The following is a 17,123-nucleotide window of genomic DNA, read 5'->3' on the forward strand; positions in this document are numbered from 1 at the left end:
GTCGTGTGGGACCGCGCCCGTAGGCTCGCGGGCATGGATCTGTTCGACGCGGTCACCTCGACCGCGCAGGGGACGCCCGCCGTGCAGGCCGGGGCGCCCCTCGCGGTGCGCATGCGGCCGCAGAGCCTGGCAGAGGTCGCCGGGCAGGAGCACCTGCTGGTGCCGGGCTCGCCGCTGCGCCGTCTGGTCGAGCCGGGGGACGCCACCGCCCGCCGCGCCGCGCCGTCGTCCGTCGTGCTCTGGGGGCCGCCCGGGACGGGCAAGACCACGCTCGCGTACCTGGTCGCGACGACGTCCGGCCGGCGGTTCGTCGAGCTCTCCGCGGTGACGGCGGGCGTGAAGGACGTCCGGCAGGTGGTCGACGACGCCCGGCGCCGGCTCGCGTCGGACGGCTCGGAGACCGTGCTGTTCATCGACGAGGTGCACCGCTTCACCAAGGCCCAGCAGGACGCCCTGCTGCCGAGCGTCGAGAACCGCTGGGTGACCCTGGTCGCCGCGACGACCGAGAACCCGAGCTTCTCCGTCAACTCGCCGCTGCTGTCCCGCTCCCTGCTGCTCACGCTCAAGCCGCTGGAGACCGCCGACGTGCAGGCGCTGATCCGGCGTGCCGTCGAGGACGAGCGCGGGCTCGGCGGCGCGGTGCGGCTGACCGAGGACGCCGAGGACCACCTGCTGCGCCTGGCCGGCGGCGACGCCCGCAAGGCGCTGACGATCCTCGAGGCCGCGGCCGGCGCCGCGCTGGCCGACCGCGAGGCGCGGCTGGCCGACCCCGACGTGGACCTCGGCGACGCCGCCGAGGAGCCCGCCGTCGTCGACCTGGCGACCACCGAGCGGGCGATCGACGTCGCCGCCGTGCGCTACGACCGGGACGGCGACCAGCACTACGACGTGATCAGCGCGTTCATCAAGTCGGTGCGCGGGTCGGACGTCGACGCGTCGCTGCACTACCTGGCACGCATGATCGCGGCGGGGGAGGACCCGCGGTTCATCGCCCGCCGGATCGTCATCTCGGCCGCCGAGGACGTCGGCATGGCGGACCCCAGCGCGCTGCAGACCGCCGTCGCGGCGGCCCAGGCCGTCGCGCTGATCGGCATGCCGGAGGCGCGGATCATCCTGGCCGAGGCGGTGGTGCACCTCGCGACGGCCCCGAAGTCGAACGCCGCCTACAACGGCATCAACGCCGCGCTCGCCGACGTGCAGGCAGGCAGGATGGGGTCGGTGCCGTCGCACCTGCGCGACGCGCACTACGCGGGCGCCAAGGCCCTCGGCCACGGCAAGGGGTACCTGTACGCGCACGACCACCCGCACGGGGTCGCCGCGCAGCAGTACCTCCCCGACGACCTGGTCGGGAGCCGCTACTACACGCCGACGGACCACGGCTACGAGCGCCAGGTCGGCGAGCGGCTCGGGCGGATCCGGTCGGTGCTCGACCAGGCGCCGCCGCCCGAGGCGCGCTGAGCGGCGCGGGGCGACCTGCCCCGCGCCGGCTCCCGGGTTAGGTCCTGCGCCCGTCACCCGGTAGAGTCGACAGGTCGTCCTCACCAGGTGCGCCCCGGATCCGTCCGGGTGGGCCCGCGCAGGACGGCCACCTGGGGTCCTAGCCGCGTCCGTCGGACGCATCCAAGGTCGGCCCCACGCCCCGCCGGGAGTCACCCGGCACGGGTGTGCCGTACGAACGACAGGAAGATCCATGAGCAACGTGACCCGTGCGCGTCGCCAGGTGCGCCTCTCCCGCGCCCTCGGCCTCGCGCTGACGCCCAAGGCCGTCAAGCACTTCGAGAAGCGTCCCTACCCGCCCGGCGAGCACGGTCGCGCCCGTCGCCGCACCGAGTCGGACTACGCGGTGCGTCTGCGCGAGAAGCAGCGGCTGCGCGCCCAGTACGCGCTCCGCGAGAAGCAGCTCGCCCGTGCGTACGAGGACGCCCGCAAGGCCCCGGGCCTGACCGGTGAGGCCCTGGTCGAGGACCTCGAGACCCGCCTGGACGCGCTGGTGCTCCGCGCCGGCTTCGCCCGCACCATCCTGCAGGCCCGCCAGGTCGTCGTGCACCGCCACGTCCTGGTCGACGGCAAGATCGTGGACCGCCCGTCGTTCCGCGTGAAGGAGGGCCAGACCCTCCAGATCAAGCCGAAGTCGCAGACGACCGTGCCGTTCCAGGTCGCCGCCGCCGGTGCCCACCGCGACGTGCTGCCGGCCCTCCCGGGCTACCTGGACGTCCAGCTCGAGAAGCTGAGCGCCGTCCTGGTGCGCCGCCCGAAGCGCGCCGAGGTGCCCATCACGTGCGAGGTCCAGCTGGTCGTCGAGTACTACGCCCGCTGATCGCACCACCCGCCGTACGTCCGCGACGCCCTCGCACCGCCCCGTCCGGGGTCGGAGCCGGGGCGTCGCGGCGTTGTGCGGCGCCACCTGCGGCGCGACGCGCCGGGTAGGGTTCATCCGACGTCGGCCACGGCGTCCACACGACCGAAGGGCTGGCCATGCTGGGAGACATCGCGGGGCTCATCGCGGCCATCGCCTTCGTGCTGCTGGTGGGTGCGCTCGCCGTGCCGCTGGTGAAGCTGGGCCGCGTGCTCGACGAGACCCGCACCTCGGTGCGCGAGATCACCGAGCACACGGTGCCGATCCTCGACGAGGCCGCCACCACCGTGTCGTCCACCAACACGCAGCTCGAGCGCGTCGACGCGATCACGACGTCCGCCGCGCAGATCACGCAGAACGCCTCCGCGCTGACCTCGCTGTTCGCGGCGACGGTCGGCGGGCCGATGATCAAGGTCGCCGCCTTCTCCTACGGCGTGCGCCGCGCGCTGTCCGGCCTCGGCCTGCGCGGGCGGTCCGGGCGATGAGCCGGCTGCTCTGGGTCGGCGTCGGCGCGGCGGCCGCGGTCGCCGGTGCCAAGCGGCTGGGGCTGCTCGACTCGCTGACGGGAACGCCCGACGGCGCGCACACGGCCGGCAGCACCGCGGCCGGCGCCGCGTCGACGGCCGCCCGGGCCGCGCGCACCGCGTTCCGCGCCGGGGCGACGACCGCGGGCGCCGTGCGGTCGCTGTCGGACGCACGACGCGAGTTCCGGCTCGGCATGGCCGAGCGCGAGGCCCAGCTGCGGCAGGACCTGGTCGGCGACGTGGACGTCGACGCGATCCGCGAGGAGCGCGCGGCCCACCGCGCCGCCGGGCGCGGGGCGCACGAGGCCGACGCGACCGGCACCGTCCCGCCTGCGTGGCACGACGACACCGAGACGCGCGCGGAGGCCCGCCGGGCCCGTTCGCGGCGCGGCTGGGCCGACGAGCCCACGGAGGACCCCGCGGACGGCGACGGCGACCTGCCGTACGCCTTCTGACGACGACCACCGCGGCCACCTAGGCTGCACCCCGGTCGCGCGGGACGGGAACACCCCGGTCCGGCGCGACGCTGAGCACGAGGACGGCGGGGAGCGACCCCCGCCCGCGAGATGACGAGGACACCATGCGCACCGCCGAGATCCGCCAGCGTTGGCTCGACTTCTTCGAGGCCCGCGGCCACGCCGTGGTGCCCTCGGCCCCGCTGATCTCGCCCGACCCCTCCACCCTGTTCGTCATCGCGGGCATGGTGCCGTTCATCCCGTACATGCTCGGCGAGCAGACCGCGCCCTGGCCGCGCGCGACCAGCGTGCAGAAGTGCGTGCGCACCCTCGACATCGAGGAGGTCGGCAAGACCACCCGCCACGGCACGTTCTTCCAGATGAACGGCAACTTCTCCTTCGGCGACTACTTCAAGGAGGGGGCGATCACCCACGCGTGGGAGCTGATCACCACTCCGCAGGACCAGGGCGGCTACGGCTTCCCGAAGGAGAAGATCTGGGTCACGGTCTACGAGACCGACGACGAGGCCGCCGCGCTCTGGAAGACGATCGCCGGCCTGCCCGACGAGCGCATCCAGCGCCGCGGCATGAAGGACAACTACTGGTCGACCGGTGCGCGCGGCCCCGCCGGCCCGTGCTCGGAGATCTACGTCGACCGCGGCCCGGAGTACGGCGCCGAGGGCGGCCCGGTCGTCGACGAGGACCGGTACATCGAGATCTGGAACCTCGTGTTCATGCAGTACGAGCGCGGCGACGGGGGCGGCAAGGAGGACTTCCCGATCCTCGGCGAGCTCAAGCAGAAGAACATCGACACCGGCATGGGCCTGGAGCGCGTCGCGTTCCTGCTGCAGGGCGTCGACAACATGTACGAGATCGACGAGGTCTTCCCCGTCATCGAGGCCGCGCAGCAGCTCTCCGGCCGCCGGTACGGCGCGGACCACGAGGACGACGTCCGCATGCGCGTCGTCGCGGACCACGTGCGCTCGGGGCTGATGCTGATGGGCGACGGCGTCGTGCCGTCCAACGAGGGCCGCGGCTACGTGCTGCGCCGCCTGCTCCGCCGTGCCGTGCGCGCCATGCGCCTGCTCGGCGTCGAGACCCCCGCGCTGCCGACCCTGCTGCCGGTGTCCCGCGACGCGATGTCGCCGTCGTACCCCGAGCTGGCGCGCGACTTCGACCGGATCGCGAAGGTCGCGTACGCGGAGGAGGAGGCGTTCCTGCGCACCCTCGTCGCGGGCACCTCGATCCTCGACCTCGCGGTCAACGAGGCCAAGCAGACGACGGCGGGCACGAAGCCGCTGCTCACCGGTGACAAGGCCTTCCAGCTGCACGACACCTACGGCTTCCCGATCGACCTCACGCTCGAGATGGCCGCCGAGCAGGGCGTGTCCGTCGACGAGCGGGCGTTCCGCACCCTGATGCAGGCGCAGCGCGACCGCGCCCGCGCCGACGCGCTCGCCAAGCGGGCCGGCCGGACCGACACCGCGGCGTACCAGGACCTGCACGCGACGCTGAGCGGCTCCCGGGCGAAGCCCGTCGAGTTCGTCGGCTACGAGCAGGCCACCGCGCGTTCGCGCGTCGTCGGGCTGCTGGTCGACGGCGTGCCCGCGCCCGCGGCGACCGCGCCCGCGGACGTCGAGGTCGTCCTGGACGTCACGCCGTTCTACGCGGAGATGGGTGGCCAGCTCGCCGACCACGGCACCATCGTCCTGGACGGCGGGGCGACCATCGAGGTCGACGACGTGCAGGCGCCGGTCAAGGGCCTGCCCGTGCACCGCGGCCGCCTGGTCGAGGGCACCGTCACGCTGGACGAGCCCGGGGTCGCGTCGATCGACACCACCCGGCGGCTGGCGATCAGCCGCGCGCACACCGCGACGCACATGGTGCACAAGGCGGTCCAGGAGGCCCTCGGCGACACCGCGACCCAGGCCGGCTCCGAGAACGCGCCGAGCCGCGTGCGGTTCGACTTCCGCTCGGGCCAGGCCGTCCCGGCCGGGGTGCTGTCCGAGGTCGAGGAGCGGGTCAACACCCGGCTGCAGGAGAACCTCGACGTCACCGACCAGACCATGCCCATCGCCGAGGCCCGCGCGCTCGGCGCGATGGCGCTGTTCGGCGAGAAGTACGGCGACCAGGTGCGCGTCGTGTCCATCGGCGGCGACTGGTCCCGCGAGCTCTGCGGTGGCACGCACGTCCGCCGGTCCGGCGAGCTCGGCCTCGTCACGCTGCTGGGCGAGTCGTCCATCGGCTCGGGCGTGCGCCGCGTCGACGCGCTCGTCGGCGACGGCGCGTACGGGTTCCACGCCAAGGAGCACGCGCTCGTCGGCCAGCTCTCCGGCCTGCTCGGCGCGCGCCCCGACGAGCTGTCCGACCGCGTGGCCTCGCTGATGGCGCGCCTCAAGGACTCCGAGAAGGAGCTCGCGGCCGTCCGCGCCGCCCAGGTGCTCGCGGGCGCCGGCGCGCTGGCCGCCGCGGCGGTGGACGTCGCCGGCACCCGCGTCGTCACGCACGACGCCGGCGAGGTCGCGGCCGACGACCTGCGCACGCTCGTCCTCGACGTCCGCGGCCGGCTCGGCGAGTCCGCGCCCTCCGTGGTCGCGGTCGGCGGCGTCGCGAAGGGCCGGCCGGTGGTGGTCGTCGCGACCAACGCCGCGGCCCGCGCGGCCGGCGTGCGCGCGGGTGCGCTGGTCAAGACCGCCTCGACGCTGCTCGGCGGCGGTGGCGGCGGCAAGGACGACCTGGCGCAGGGCGGTGGCACGGACGCGGCCCGGCTGCCGGAGGCCCTCGCGGGCATCCGCGACGCGATCGGGGCGGGGGCCTGAGCCCCGTGACGGGGCCGGGGGCGGTGGACGACACGGCCGCGCCCGACCCCGACGCCGTCGTGCGGGGGTCCCGGCTCGCGGTCGACGTCGGCTCCGTCCGCGTCGGCCTCGCGGCCAGCGACCCCGACGGCCTGGTGGCCACCCCGGTGGCCACGCTGGCCCGCGACACCAAGGTCCCGGCGCCCGGCGCGCTGCCGCAGGACGTGGCCCAGATCGTCGCCGAGGTGGCCGAGCGGGGCGCCGCGGCGGTCTACGTCGGGCTGCCGAAGCACCTTTCCGGGAGCGAAGGCGCTGCGGCGGAGTCCGCACGCGCGTACGCTGGTGCGCTGGCGCAGGCTGTCGCACCCGTACCGGTGCGTCTGGTCGACGAGCGGATGAGCACGGTGTCCGCCCATCAGGCGCTGCACGCGTCCGGCAGGTCCGGACGTCGTCACCGGGCGGTCGTCGACCAGGCAGCCGCCGTGGTGATCCTGCAGACCGCGCTCGACGCGGAGCGTTCCTCGGGCCGCCGGCCCGGCGAGCGGGTCACGGCGACCCGCCCGGACGACGCTCCCGCCGGGCGCCCGGGGGGTCCGCAGGACGCTGACCGCGCTCGACATGCCGGACATGCTCGACAGACCGAAGGGACGACCGAGTGAGCGACCTCTTCCTCGGTGCTCCGCAGCAGGAGCACCACGAGGCGCCCCCGCCCTCGCGACGCTCGCGCCGGGACACGCAGGAGCAGCGCGTCAAGCAGCGCAAGCACCGCCGCCGCCGCACGGTGGTCGTGCTGGTGCTCGCGCTCGCACTCGTCGGCGGCGCCGTCTTCGTGATGTGGAGCGTCGTCGGCGGGCTGTTCTCCTCCGACGGCACCGAGGCCACCGTCGAGGACTACCCGGGTCCTGGCAGCGGCGAGGTCCAGGTGACCGTGGCCGCCGGTGACACCGGCGGCGCCATCGGCGCGACCCTCGCCGACGCCGGCGTCGTCGCCACCGCAGGCGCCTTCACCAGCGCGTACGCGGCGAACCCGGCCGCCACCGGCATCCAGCCCGGCACGTACAACCTCCTGCTCGAGATGAAGGCCAGCGACGCCGTCAACGCGCTGCTCGACGACGCGAACCGCGCCTCGTCCCGCGTGACGATCCCCGAGGGCTACACCGCGAAGCAGATCTACCAGCGGCTCTACGAGATCACGACGATCCCCGTCGAGGACTTCCAGGCCGCCGCGGCGGACCCCGCCGCCATCGGCCTGCCCGCCGAGGCCGGCGGCAACGTCGAGGGCTGGCTGTTCCCGGCGACGTACGAGATCGAGCCGGGCGCGTCCGCCGCGAGCGTGCTGGGGCAGATGGTCGGCCGGACCACCACGCTGCTCACCGAGAAGGGCGTCGCCCAGGACCAGTGGGAGACGGTGCTCAACAAGGCGTCGATCGTCGAGCGCGAGGGCAAGCTGGACGAGGACCGGGCGAAGATGGCCCGAGCGATCCAGAACCGCCTGGACATCGGCATGCCGCTCCAGATCGACGCGATCGTGGCGTACGGGCTGGGGAAGTCGGGCACGGACCTGACGTACGCCGACACCCGCGACGCGCAGCCGCCGTACGACCCGTACAACACCTACAAGGTCACGGGACTCCCGCCGACCCCGATCGCGAACCCCGGCGAGGTGTCGATCGACGCGGTTCTGAACCCGGCGGACGGGCCGTGGCTCTACTGGGTGACGGTCAACCTCGACACCGGTGAGACCAAGTTCGCGGAGACTTTCCCCGAGCACGAGGCCAACCGGGACGAGCTGCGCGCGTGGCAGGCGGCCAACGAGTAGGTCGCGCCCTGGCAGAACAGCCCCGTCGGTGCATCCGGCGGGGCTGTCCTGTGCTCACGGGCGAGGAGCTCCGTGACGTCATCCTGCTGCTGCTCTCGCACGTCGATCTGATTCGCTGCGCTGCGTCGTGGGGGCAGCTCGGATGGTGCGAGATGCGCTTCCTGAATGGCTGGTCCTACTAGGACGACGCTTCTGGCTACGCCGGCGGACACCGTCTCCGTCGGCGTGGCCGGTAGCGGTCGTCGCGCGTCTCCGGACCGCCGTACCCTGGTGCCGATGACCAACTCTGCTCGTCGGCCTGGCCAGCGCCGCGCCGCGGTTCTCGGGCACCCCGTCGCCCACTCGCTCTCGCCGCGGCTGCACCGCGCCGCGTACCGGGCGCTCGGCCTCGACGGCTGGACCTACGAGGCCGTCGACGTCACCGAGGAGCAGCTGCCGGCGTTCGTCGCCGGGCTCGACGGCACGTGGGCGGGGCTCAGCCTCACCATGCCGCTCAAGCAGACGGTCATCCCGCTGCTGGACCACGTCGAGCCGCTCGCCGGGGTGGTCGGCGCCGTCAACACGCTGCTCGTGCAGCCCGGCGGGCGGCGGCCCGTGCTGACCGGGGCGAACACCGACGTGCACGGCATCGTGGCGGCGCTGTCCGAAGGCCTCGCGGCCGCGGGCTCGTCGGCTGCCGTGGGGGAGCGCAGCGCCGTCGTGCTCGGTGCCGGCGCCACCGCCGCGTCCGCGCTCGCCGCCCTGGCCGAGCTCGGCTGCACCGCGCCGGTCGTGCACGTGCGGTCGCTCGGCCGTGTCGGCGGGCTCGCGCGCGCCGCGCACCGGATGGGCGTCGAGCCGGTGTTCCGGCTGCTCGGGGACGCCCCGGCCGCGATGGCCCGGGCCGACCTGGTGGTGTCGACGCTGCCGCCCCGCGCCGCCGACGACCTCGCGGGCGGACTGCTCACGCCCCGCCCCGGCGCCGTGCTGCTCGACGTCGCGTACGACCCGCGGCCCACCGCCCTGCAGTCGGCCTGGCACACCCACGGTGGGATCGCGGTGCCGGGGGAGCGGATGCTGCTGCACCAGGCCGTCGAGCAGGTCCGCCTCATGACGGGCCGCCCCGGCCCGGTCCAGGCGATGGCCGCCGCCCTCGACGAGGCCCTCCCCGCCCCCGTCTGACTGGCTGCGGGCCGGCGAGTTCACCCGCAGTCACGACCCGATCGCCCACTCGGGCGACCCGGGTTGCTCATCTCCACCCGGGGACGTGCCGATGGTGCCAACGGGACAGGTTGCACCGACCTGCCCCGGAACGGAGGCACAGGGTGAAGCAGCTCGGCGAGATCCTGCTGGACGAGGGCCTGGTCAGCGAGGCGCAGCTCATGGCGGCGCTGGACGAGCAGATGGCACGGGGGCAGTCCCTCGGCCGGACGCTCGTGGAGATCGGCATCCTCACCGAGGGTCAGCTCGTGGCTGCCCTGGCGCGGCAGGTCGGCATGTCCTTCGTCGACCTGGACGAGTACCAGGTCGACCGCGCCGCCGTCTCGATGGTGCCCGCGGCGCTCTGCCGCCGGTACACCGTCCTGCCGGTCGGGTTCCAGGACGGCGCGCTCGTGCTCGCCACGGCCGACCCGGGCAACGTGGTCGCGGTGGACGACGTCCGCACCGTGTCCGGGATGACGGTGCTGCCGATCGTCGCGACGTACGAGAACCTCAGCCGGGCGATCGAGCGGTTCTGCCGCGCCGACGGGGAGATGGAGGACTTGTCCTCGGCGTTCGAGGAGGAGTCGCGTGTCGAGGTCGATCTCAGCCAGGTCGGCGACGTGGTCGAGGACGACGCGCCGATCGTCCGCTACGTCAACCTGCTGGTGACCCAGGCGATCTCCGACCGGGCCTCCGACATTCACATCGAGCCCTCCGAGCACGACCTGCGGGTGCGGTACCGGATCGACGGCGTGCTGCACGAGATGCAGCGCTCGCCCAAGCAGATCCAGGGCGGCGTCATCTCCCGCGTCAAGATCATGTCGGACATCGACATCGCCGAGCGGCGCAAGCCGCAGGACGGCCGCATGTCGGTCACGCACAACGGGCGGAAGATCGACCTCCGCGTGGCGACGCTCCCCACCGTGTGGGGCGAGAAGATCGTCATGCGAATCCTCGACAACTCGACGGCCAGCCTGGACCTGCGTGACCTGGCGTTCCTCGAGGAGAACTACGACACGTACCGCGAGGCGTACACCAAGCCGTACGGGATGATCCTCGTCACCGGACCTACGGGTTCCGGCAAGTCGACCACGCTGTACGCGACGCTGAACGCGGTCTCCAAGCCGGAGATCAACGTCATCACCGTCGAGGACCCGGTCGAGTACCGGCTGGCCGGCATCAACCAGGTGCAGGTGAACCCGAAGGCCGGCCTGACGTTCGCCGGCGCGCTCCGGTCCATCCTGCGGTCCGACCCCGACGTGGTCCTGCTCGGTGAGATCCGCGACCACGAGACCGCGCAGATCGCCATCGAGGCTGCGCTCACCGGTCACCTCGTGCTCTCGACGCTGCACACCAACGACGCGCCGTCGGCGATCACGCGTCTCGTCGAGATGGGCATCGAGCCGTTCCTCGTCGGGTCGGCGCTGGACGCCGTGGTCGCGCAGCGGCTCGCGCGGAAGCTGTGCGACAAGTGCTCCGAGCCGTACACGCCGACCGAGACCGAGCTGATCGGGGCGCGGTTCCCGTGGGTGCCGGGGGAGCCGCTGCCACAGCTGTACCGGCCCGTGGGGTGCGTGACCTGCTCGCGCACGGGGTACCGCGGCCGTGTCGCGCTCCACGAGGTCATGCGGGTCACCGAGGACATCGAGCGCCACGCGGTCGCGAGGTCCTCGGCCGCCGACATCGCTGCGACTGCGCGCAAGCAGGGCATGATCTCGCTCCGCGACGACGGCTGGCGCAAGGTCGTGCTCGGGCAGACGTCCGTCGAGGAGATCCTGCGGGTCGTCGCGTGAACGGGTGGTCCTGGTCGTCCGCGTGCCCGGTCTCCTCAAGCACCGAGGCAGTCCGGCCGATGTGGGGGAAGCACGCCCCGGGCCACCGCCCGGGCTCGACGACGGAGGTGGAACGGTGACCGAGGCGTACCCGGGCGCGGGGACGGGCCCTGCGCCCGCTCTGCCGCCGACCGTCCCGCATCAGGCGGCGCCGCACGCGAGCACCCCGCCGCCGGGGTTCGCGTTGCCGCCGTACGGCGGGCCGCAGGCTCCGGCGACCACGCAGCACGTCGCACCACCGGTCGCTCCGCCGGCTCCGGCCGCTCCCGGTGCGCCTACCGGCTCGCCCTCCGGGTACGGCGGGCTGAGCGGGCCGCCGCCGACCCAGCCGCTGCCGGCCGGCCAGCAGCAGGTCGCGCCTCCCGCGCCCGGATCGCGCGCGGCGATGCGCCAGGCGTCGTCGGGTCAGCCCCCGGCGGGCCGCCTCGGCGCTGCGACTCGGTCCGAGATCCCGAGCATCGACCTCGATGGTGTGCTCAAGCGCATGCTCGAGCTCGGCGCGTCGGACCTGCACCTGACCAGCGGCGCCCCGCCGATGGTGCGGCTCAGCGGTGCCCTGGTCCCGCTCGACGGCTTCGAGCCGATGCACGGGGAGGCTCTGCGCCGGACGCTCTACGGCATCCTGCAGCAGAAGCAGCGCGAGGCGTTCGAGGCCGAGCTCGAGCTCGACTTCGCGTACGCCGTGCGCGGTCATGCCCGGTTCCGCGTGAACCTCTACCAGCAGCGCGAGTCGATCGGCGCGGCGTTCCGCGTCATCCCCTACGAGATCCGGCCGCTCGAGGACCTCGGCGTCCCGGCGGTCGTGTCGTCGTTCGCGGGTCTGCCTCGAGGGCTCGTGCTCGTGACCGGCCCGACCGGCTCGGGCAAGTCCACGACGCTCGCGTCGATCATCGACCTGGCGAACCGCACGCGGGCAGACCACATCATGACGGTCGAGGACCCGATCGAGTTCCTGCACCGGCACAAGAAGTCGATCGTGAACCAGCGTGAGGTCGGTGCCGACACGCACTCGTTCGCCGCCGCACTCAAGCACGTGCTCCGACAGGACCCGGACATCATCCTGGTCGGCGAGATGCGTGATCTGGAGACCATGTCGGTCGCGCTGACCGCCGCCGAGACGGGTCACCTCGTGTTCGCGACGCTGCACACCCAGGACGCCGCGCAGACGGTCGACCGCATCATCGACGCCTTCCCGGCGCACCAGCAGGACCAGGTCCGAGCGCAGCTGGCGTCGGCGCTGCAGGGCGTCGTGTGCCAGACGCTGTGCAAGACCGCGGTCGGGAAGGGGCGTGTGGTCGCCACCGAGGTGCTGCTCGCCACGCCCGCCATCCGGAACCTGATCCGCGAGGGCAAGACCCACCAGATCTACTCGGCGATGCAGGCCGGGGCGCAGCTCGGCATGCACACCCTGGACCAGCACCTCGCGGACCTGGTACGCGTGAACAAGATCTCCTACGAGGTCGGGCTCGAGAAGTGCCACAGCGTGGAGGACTACAACCGGCTCACCGGCCGTTCGACCCGCATGAACCAGGGTGCTTCGGCACTGAACTCGGTCGGCAACGCGCTCGGCGCCCCGTCCCAGGGAGGCTACTGATGGCCGGGAACGACCTGCGGACGTTCGAGTACACCGTCCGCGACCAGAACGGCAAGGTCGCCAAGGGCCGGATCGAGGCGGGCAACCAGTCCGCCGTCGCCACCCGGCTGCGCGGCATGGGGATCGCTCCGCTGTCGATCTCCGAGGTCAGCACGACCGGCCTGAACCGCGAGATCAACCTGGGCTTCGGCTCCGGCATCGGCACGAAGGACCTGGCCGTGATGGCCCGGCAGCTCGCCACGATGATCTCCGCCGGGCTCAGCCTGCTGCGCGCTCTGACGATCCTGGCCGAGCAGACCGAGAACGAGGCGCTCGCCAAGGTGCTCGGCCAGGTCCGCTCGGAGGTCGAGACCGGTGTCGCGCTCTCGGTCGCGCTCTCCCAGCACAAGCAGGTCTTCCCGCCCATCATGATCAACATGATCCGCGCGGGGGAGACGGGTGGCTTCCTCGAGGAGGTGCTCGTCTCGGTCGCGGAGAACTTCGAGGCCGAGGTCCGGCTGCGAGCGAAGATCAAGTCGGCGATGACCTACCCCGTCGTCGTCTTCTGCATCGCGATCCTGGCCGTGATCGGCATGCTGCTGTTCATCGTGCCGATCTTCCAGGGCATGTTCGAGGACTTCGGCGGAGAGCTGCCGCTGCCGACCAGGATCCTCGTCGTGCTCTCGTCGGTCATGAAGTGGACCGCCATTCCGCTGGTGGTTCTCGTCGTGGTCTTCCTGGTCTGGTGGCGCAAGCACAAGAACGACGACAAGGTGCGCGACGCGCTCGACCCCCTGAAGCTCAAGGCACCCATTTTCGGCCAGCTGTTCAAGAAGGTCGCGATCGCACGGTTCAGTCGCAACTTCGGCACGATGCTCCGCGCGGGCGTACCGATCCTGCAAGCGCTCGACATCGTCGGCGGCACCGCCGGCAACGTCGTGATCACCCGCGCGGTCCAGGACGTCCAGATGTCCGTCCGCACCGGTCAGTCGCTGTCGGCCCCGCTGGCTCAGCATCCGGTGTTCCCGCCGATGGTCGTCCAGATGCTGGCTGTGGGCGAGGACACCGGAGCGATGGACGTGATGCTGGACAAGGTCGCGGAGTTCTACGACCAGGAGGTCGAGGCGACCACGGAGTCGCTGACCTCGCTCATCGAGCCGCTCATGATCGCGGTCCTCGGCATCATCGTCGGCGGCATGATCATCGCGCTGTACATGCCGATCTTCAACATCTTCAACGTCATCCAGTGAGCTCCCTCGTCCGCTCGAACGGGTGAGTTCTCGTCCGGACGGGTGACACCTCTCAAGTCCCGGCCGGGCCCGTCGATAACCAAGTTGCAACACGGCGTGACCCCGCTGGGAATGCTCCCCGGGGACGCGCACTGGACATTGACAGTGACAGTTCCCCGAACGGAGACAGCCCCATGATGGCTCGTATTCGCAAGTCCATGGAGGAGAAGGACAAGGGCTTCACCCTCGTCGAGCTCCTCGTGGTGATGATCATCGTCGGCATCCTCGCCGCGATCGCCATCCCGGTGTTCCTGAACCAGCGCAAGAAGGCTGCGGACACCGCGGCCAAGTCGGACGTCTCGACGCTCGGCAAGGAGCTGGCCACCTACTACGTCGACAACCTGGGCACTGCGCCGACCATCGCGGTCGCGAGCGGGCAGTACAGCTTCGGCACCGGCGCGGGCAGCGAGCTCGGCCCGGCGTCGGACAACATCACCGCCGTGTCGCAGGGTGTCAACAACGCTACGACCGGTGACACCTGGTGCGTCCAGGTGACCTACGCGAACGGCACGGACACCACCATCGCCTACGGCTCCACCTCGGGCCTCGGCGAGCTCGGCTCGACCTGTGGTGCGACCACCGGTCTCGTGACCGTGACTCCGTGATCTGACTCGTCCCACCGGCTGCGGCCCCCGTCCGCGGGGGTCGCAGCCGGTGGCATGTCCGGCACCACCCACCAGCCACGACCCGGAGGACGACATGACCCGCGAGACGCCTCGCGACCGCGGCATGACCCTGATCGAGGTCGTCGTCGCCATGGTGGTCCTCGGCATCCTCGCCGCCGCGACTCTCACGGTCATCCTCAAGGCCCAGGAGGGCTCGGCGGACAACCGCTCCCGTGTGGCGGCGGCGAACCTCGCCGCCCGGGAGATCGAGATGGTCCGGGCCCAGTTCGGTGCGAGCAAGGCCGGTCCCCGCGCGGTCGCCGATGCGGGCACCGTGACGAACCCCCACCCGCTGTCCGACGGCGTCGCCGGGCAGCCCCTGACTCTCGACGGCACCGCGTACACCGTGGTGCGGTCCGTCGCCTGGAACATCGTCGGCAACGGCGCATCGGCGTGCGACGGCGGCAGCCTGGTGAAGTACCCCTCGCTGAACGTGACGGTCACGGTGACCTGGCCCGACATGCACGGCGTCGCACCGGTCGTGTCGAGCACCACCATGGCGCCCGAGAAGGGCGAGGGCGTCCAGACGGGTGCCGCGTTCGTCGCGGTGAACGTCGTCGACTCGGACGGCGAGCCGAACGCGGGTCGCAGCGTCCGTGTCAGCGGCGCCGGCACCGCCCGGACGGCGGTCACCGACTCCTCCGGGTGCGCCGTCGTCGAAGTCACCCCGGGTGTGGCGGGCACCGACTACACGGCCCAGATGATCGACAGCGGCTACGTCGACATCTCGCGTGCGGCGCAGCCGTCGAAGCCGGTGGGCAAGGTCATGCCGGGTGCGCTGAACAACAGCGTCTCGTTCGCCTACGACCGGGCCGCGAGCCTGCGACTCCGGTTCGTCGACTCGGCGGGGACGCCGGTCGACGGCGGTTCTCTCGGCAGCAGCTCGGTCACGCTCGTGGCCTCCGAGTTCTCGGGCCCCAACGGCCGGTCCGAGTGGCCCGTCACCGGCACGGTGACCTCGGTCGTCGGACTGTGGCCCACGCAGTACGGCGCCTACTTCGGCACCACCGCTCCTTCGGAGTACCGGTCGGCCGACCTCGAGGCCGGCGCGACGGTGGACCTCGACGTCCTCGTGGGCGCCGCGACGTCCGCCATCGCCGGGCTGCCGGCCGGCACGACCGAGGTGGTCGCCGTGCCCGCTTCCGCCACGACCTGCACAGGCCTCGGGAACCGCGTCGTGGACCCGGCGGGCTTCACGGTCCTGCCCGGTTCCTGGACCTTCTACGCCACGGGCGCCGCGTTCCTCTGCAGCCCCGGGCCGTCCGCTGTCGCGCTCGACGACGGCGCGAACGACGGGATCTCCTGGAGCACGACGACGCTCCGGGTGAACAACGCGCCGGCGGGCAGCTTGTGGGGCGTGAGTCGCTCGCGCGTGGGTGGTGCGACGATCACGACCTGCCCCGGCCCCGGATACGCCGGCGTCGCGGTCCCCCTGGACGCCGCTCGCAACGGCCCTCTCGCCATCCCGGCGGGAGACTGGTTCGTGTACGTGACGACCGGCGGGGCCGGGGACACGTGCGTCAGCACCCCGGGTTCGCAGTACTCGATGCAGCTGCCGTACGGCGCCGCCACGACCCTCACCTGGCCCGCACAGACGACGAAGCTGAGCGTCACCTCGCTGAGGAGCAGCTCGACCGTGGTGCTCAGCAAGACGTCGCTCGCAGGTAACAACTGCCGCACGAGCGGTGACGTGCGCCTCGGCCCGACGGGCTCGCAGAGCACCAGCTCGACGCTCTCGACCACCGTGTCGCGCCCCGCTGCGGGCACGCAGACGTGGTACGCGTACGTCCTGCGCAGCAACACGTGCACGTCGATCGGCACCTTCGTCGTCGGCACCGCGAGCACCGATCTCTCCAAGGCTGCGACGGCCACCGGGCCGGTGGGACCGTGATCGCCCGGCTGCGCGGCCGCCTGGCCGAGGACCGGGGGACGACCCTGGCCGAGCTGCTCGTGGTCATGATGATCCTCGGGATCGTCGTCGCCGCGACGGCGACGCTGACGATCGGGTTCCAGCGGACGAACGCGCAGACGGTCGTGCGTCAGGACCAGGTCGACGCCGCTCGGACCGCCTCGGAGCGGATGAGCAAGACCGTGCGGACGGCCGTGAAGCCGTCTCAGCTGTCGCCCGGGTGCACCAGCTGCACCGCCGACGCGTTCATCGCAGCCACCCCGACGGGTCTGCAGTTCTACGCCAACCTCAACAACGCGGGGAACTCCGTCGGGCCGTCCCGGGTCTCGTACTCCCTCCAGAGCACGGCGGAGGACGGCATGGCTCTGGTGGAGAAGGTCCAGCGCCCCGACGACTCGGACCCGACCGGTGCCTACACGTACTGCCCGGCCGAGTCCCCCACGGCCTCGACGGACTGCAAGCGCCGTCTGACCGTGCGGACCATCGTCAGCGGTGTCGTGACCGGGGGGCCGTCCCTGTTCTCCTACTTCAAGAACGGGGGCGACCCCATCTCGACCCCCGCGTCGGGCATGTCCTCGGCGGACCTGGCGAACATCGTCCAGGTCGAGTTCCGGCTCGAGGTCGAGAAGGTCGCCGCCACTCCCGTCGGATCCACCACGTACGTCCAGCGGGTCACGCTGCCGAACGCGCAGGCACTGATCACCGACGAGGAGGAGTAGGA

The 17,123-nt window shown here is 72.3% G+C and carries 14 protein-coding genes; all 14 read left to right on the forward strand.

The window, feature by feature from the left end:
* Window positions 1–33 precede the first annotated feature (33 nt).
* The 14 genes from ACWPWW_RS01120 (at window position 34) to ACWPWW_RS01185 (ending at window position 17,121) form a co-directional block, all read left to right on the forward strand.
* Entirely contained in the window at window positions 34–1,458 is a 1,425-nt protein-coding gene (locus ACWPWW_RS01120) for a replication-associated recombination protein A (protein WP_454048507.1), read from the forward strand.
* Window positions 1,459–1,690: 232 nt separating this feature from the next.
* Window positions 1,691–2,317: a 30S ribosomal protein S4 gene (gene rpsD, locus ACWPWW_RS01125; protein WP_454048508.1), complete on the forward strand. Its 627-nt coding sequence runs from the start codon at window positions 1,691–1,693 to the stop codon at window positions 2,315–2,317.
* Between the two features lie 158 nt (window positions 2,318–2,475).
* On the forward strand, window positions 2,476–2,841 hold the full coding sequence (locus ACWPWW_RS01130; protein ID WP_454048509.1) for a DUF948 domain-containing protein: 366 nt from the start codon (window positions 2,476–2,478) through the stop codon (window positions 2,839–2,841).
* On the forward strand, window positions 2,838–3,335 hold the full coding sequence (locus tag ACWPWW_RS01135; RefSeq protein ID WP_454048510.1) for a hypothetical protein: 498 nt from the start codon (window positions 2,838–2,840) through the stop codon (window positions 3,333–3,335). Before ACWPWW_RS01130 ends, ACWPWW_RS01135 begins: the two co-directional genes overlap by 4 nt.
* A 125-nt stretch (window positions 3,336–3,460) precedes the next feature.
* Entirely contained in the window at window positions 3,461–6,154 is a 2,694-nt protein-coding gene (gene alaS / locus ACWPWW_RS01140; protein ID WP_454048511.1) for an alanine--tRNA ligase, read from the forward strand.
* Between the two features lie 23 nt (window positions 6,155–6,177).
* Window positions 6,178–6,792, forward strand: coding sequence for a Holliday junction resolvase RuvX (gene ruvX / locus ACWPWW_RS01145; RefSeq protein WP_454048512.1), 615 nt, complete (start codon window positions 6,178–6,180; stop codon window positions 6,790–6,792).
* On the forward strand, window positions 6,789–7,952 hold the full coding sequence (gene mltG, locus ACWPWW_RS01150) for an endolytic transglycosylase MltG (protein ID WP_454048513.1): 1,164 nt from the start codon (window positions 6,789–6,791) through the stop codon (window positions 7,950–7,952). Before ruvX ends, mltG begins: the two co-directional genes overlap by 4 nt.
* Window positions 7,953–8,228: 276 nt before the next feature.
* The gene (locus tag ACWPWW_RS01155) at window positions 8,229–9,113 is read left to right on the forward strand and encodes a shikimate dehydrogenase (protein ID WP_454048514.1); all 885 of its coding nucleotides are present in this window, start codon (window positions 8,229–8,231) and stop codon (window positions 9,111–9,113) included.
* A 143-nt stretch (window positions 9,114–9,256) separates the two neighbouring features.
* A complete protein-coding gene (locus ACWPWW_RS01160; protein WP_454048515.1) occupies window positions 9,257–10,927 on the forward strand; it encodes a GspE/PulE family protein in 1,671 nt (556 codons plus the stop codon).
* 511 nt (window positions 10,928–11,438) lie between these two features.
* Window positions 11,439–12,560, forward strand: a complete 1,122-nt coding sequence (locus ACWPWW_RS01165) for a type IV pilus twitching motility protein PilT (RefSeq protein ID WP_454048516.1) — start codon at window positions 11,439–11,441, stop codon at window positions 12,558–12,560.
* Window positions 12,560–13,789 carry a type II secretion system F family protein gene (locus tag ACWPWW_RS01170; protein WP_454048517.1) on the forward strand — a complete coding sequence of 410 codons (1,230 nt, stop codon included), beginning with the start codon at window positions 12,560–12,562 and terminating at the stop codon, window positions 13,787–13,789. The genes ACWPWW_RS01165 and ACWPWW_RS01170 overlap by 1 nt, the downstream gene beginning before the upstream one ends.
* Window positions 13,790–13,965: 176 nt before the next feature.
* Window positions 13,966–14,433: a type II secretion system protein gene (locus tag ACWPWW_RS01175; protein ID WP_454048518.1), complete on the forward strand. Its 468-nt coding sequence runs from the start codon at window positions 13,966–13,968 to the stop codon at window positions 14,431–14,433.
* Window positions 14,434–14,527: 94 nt separating this feature from the next.
* Window positions 14,528–16,384, forward strand: a complete 1,857-nt coding sequence (locus tag ACWPWW_RS01180; RefSeq protein WP_454048519.1) for a prepilin-type N-terminal cleavage/methylation domain-containing protein — start codon at window positions 14,528–14,530, stop codon at window positions 16,382–16,384.
* Entirely contained in the window at window positions 16,381–17,121 is a 741-nt protein-coding gene (locus tag ACWPWW_RS01185) for a PulJ/GspJ family protein (protein ID WP_454048520.1), read from the forward strand. The genes ACWPWW_RS01180 and ACWPWW_RS01185 overlap by 4 nt, the downstream gene beginning before the upstream one ends.
* Window positions 17,122–17,123: the final 2 nt, after the last annotated feature.

Source organism: Cellulomonas sp. Marseille-Q8402 (assembly GCF_965119525.1).

Coding starts and splice junctions, on each gene's coding strand:
- ACWPWW_RS01120 (WP_454048507.1), top strand. CDS start 34: ATGGATCTGTTCGACGCGGTCACCTCGACCGCGCAGGGGACGCCCGCC.
- rpsD (WP_454048508.1), top strand. CDS start 1,691: ATGAGCAACGTGACCCGTGCGCGTCGCCAGGTGCGCCTCTCCCGCGCC.
- ACWPWW_RS01130 (WP_454048509.1), top strand. CDS start 2,476: ATGCTGGGAGACATCGCGGGGCTCATCGCGGCCATCGCCTTCGTGCTG.
- ACWPWW_RS01135 (WP_454048510.1), top strand. CDS start 2,838: ATGAGCCGGCTGCTCTGGGTCGGCGTCGGCGCGGCGGCCGCGGTCGCC.
- alaS (WP_454048511.1), top strand. CDS start 3,461: ATGCGCACCGCCGAGATCCGCCAGCGTTGGCTCGACTTCTTCGAGGCC.
- ACWPWW_RS01155 (WP_454048514.1), top strand. CDS start 8,229: ATGACCAACTCTGCTCGTCGGCCTGGCCAGCGCCGCGCCGCGGTTCTC.
- ACWPWW_RS01170 (WP_454048517.1), top strand. CDS start 12,560: ATGGCCGGGAACGACCTGCGGACGTTCGAGTACACCGTCCGCGACCAG.
- ACWPWW_RS01175 (WP_454048518.1), top strand. CDS start 13,966: ATGGCTCGTATTCGCAAGTCCATGGAGGAGAAGGACAAGGGCTTCACC.
- ACWPWW_RS01180 (WP_454048519.1), top strand. CDS start 14,528: ATGACCCGCGAGACGCCTCGCGACCGCGGCATGACCCTGATCGAGGTC.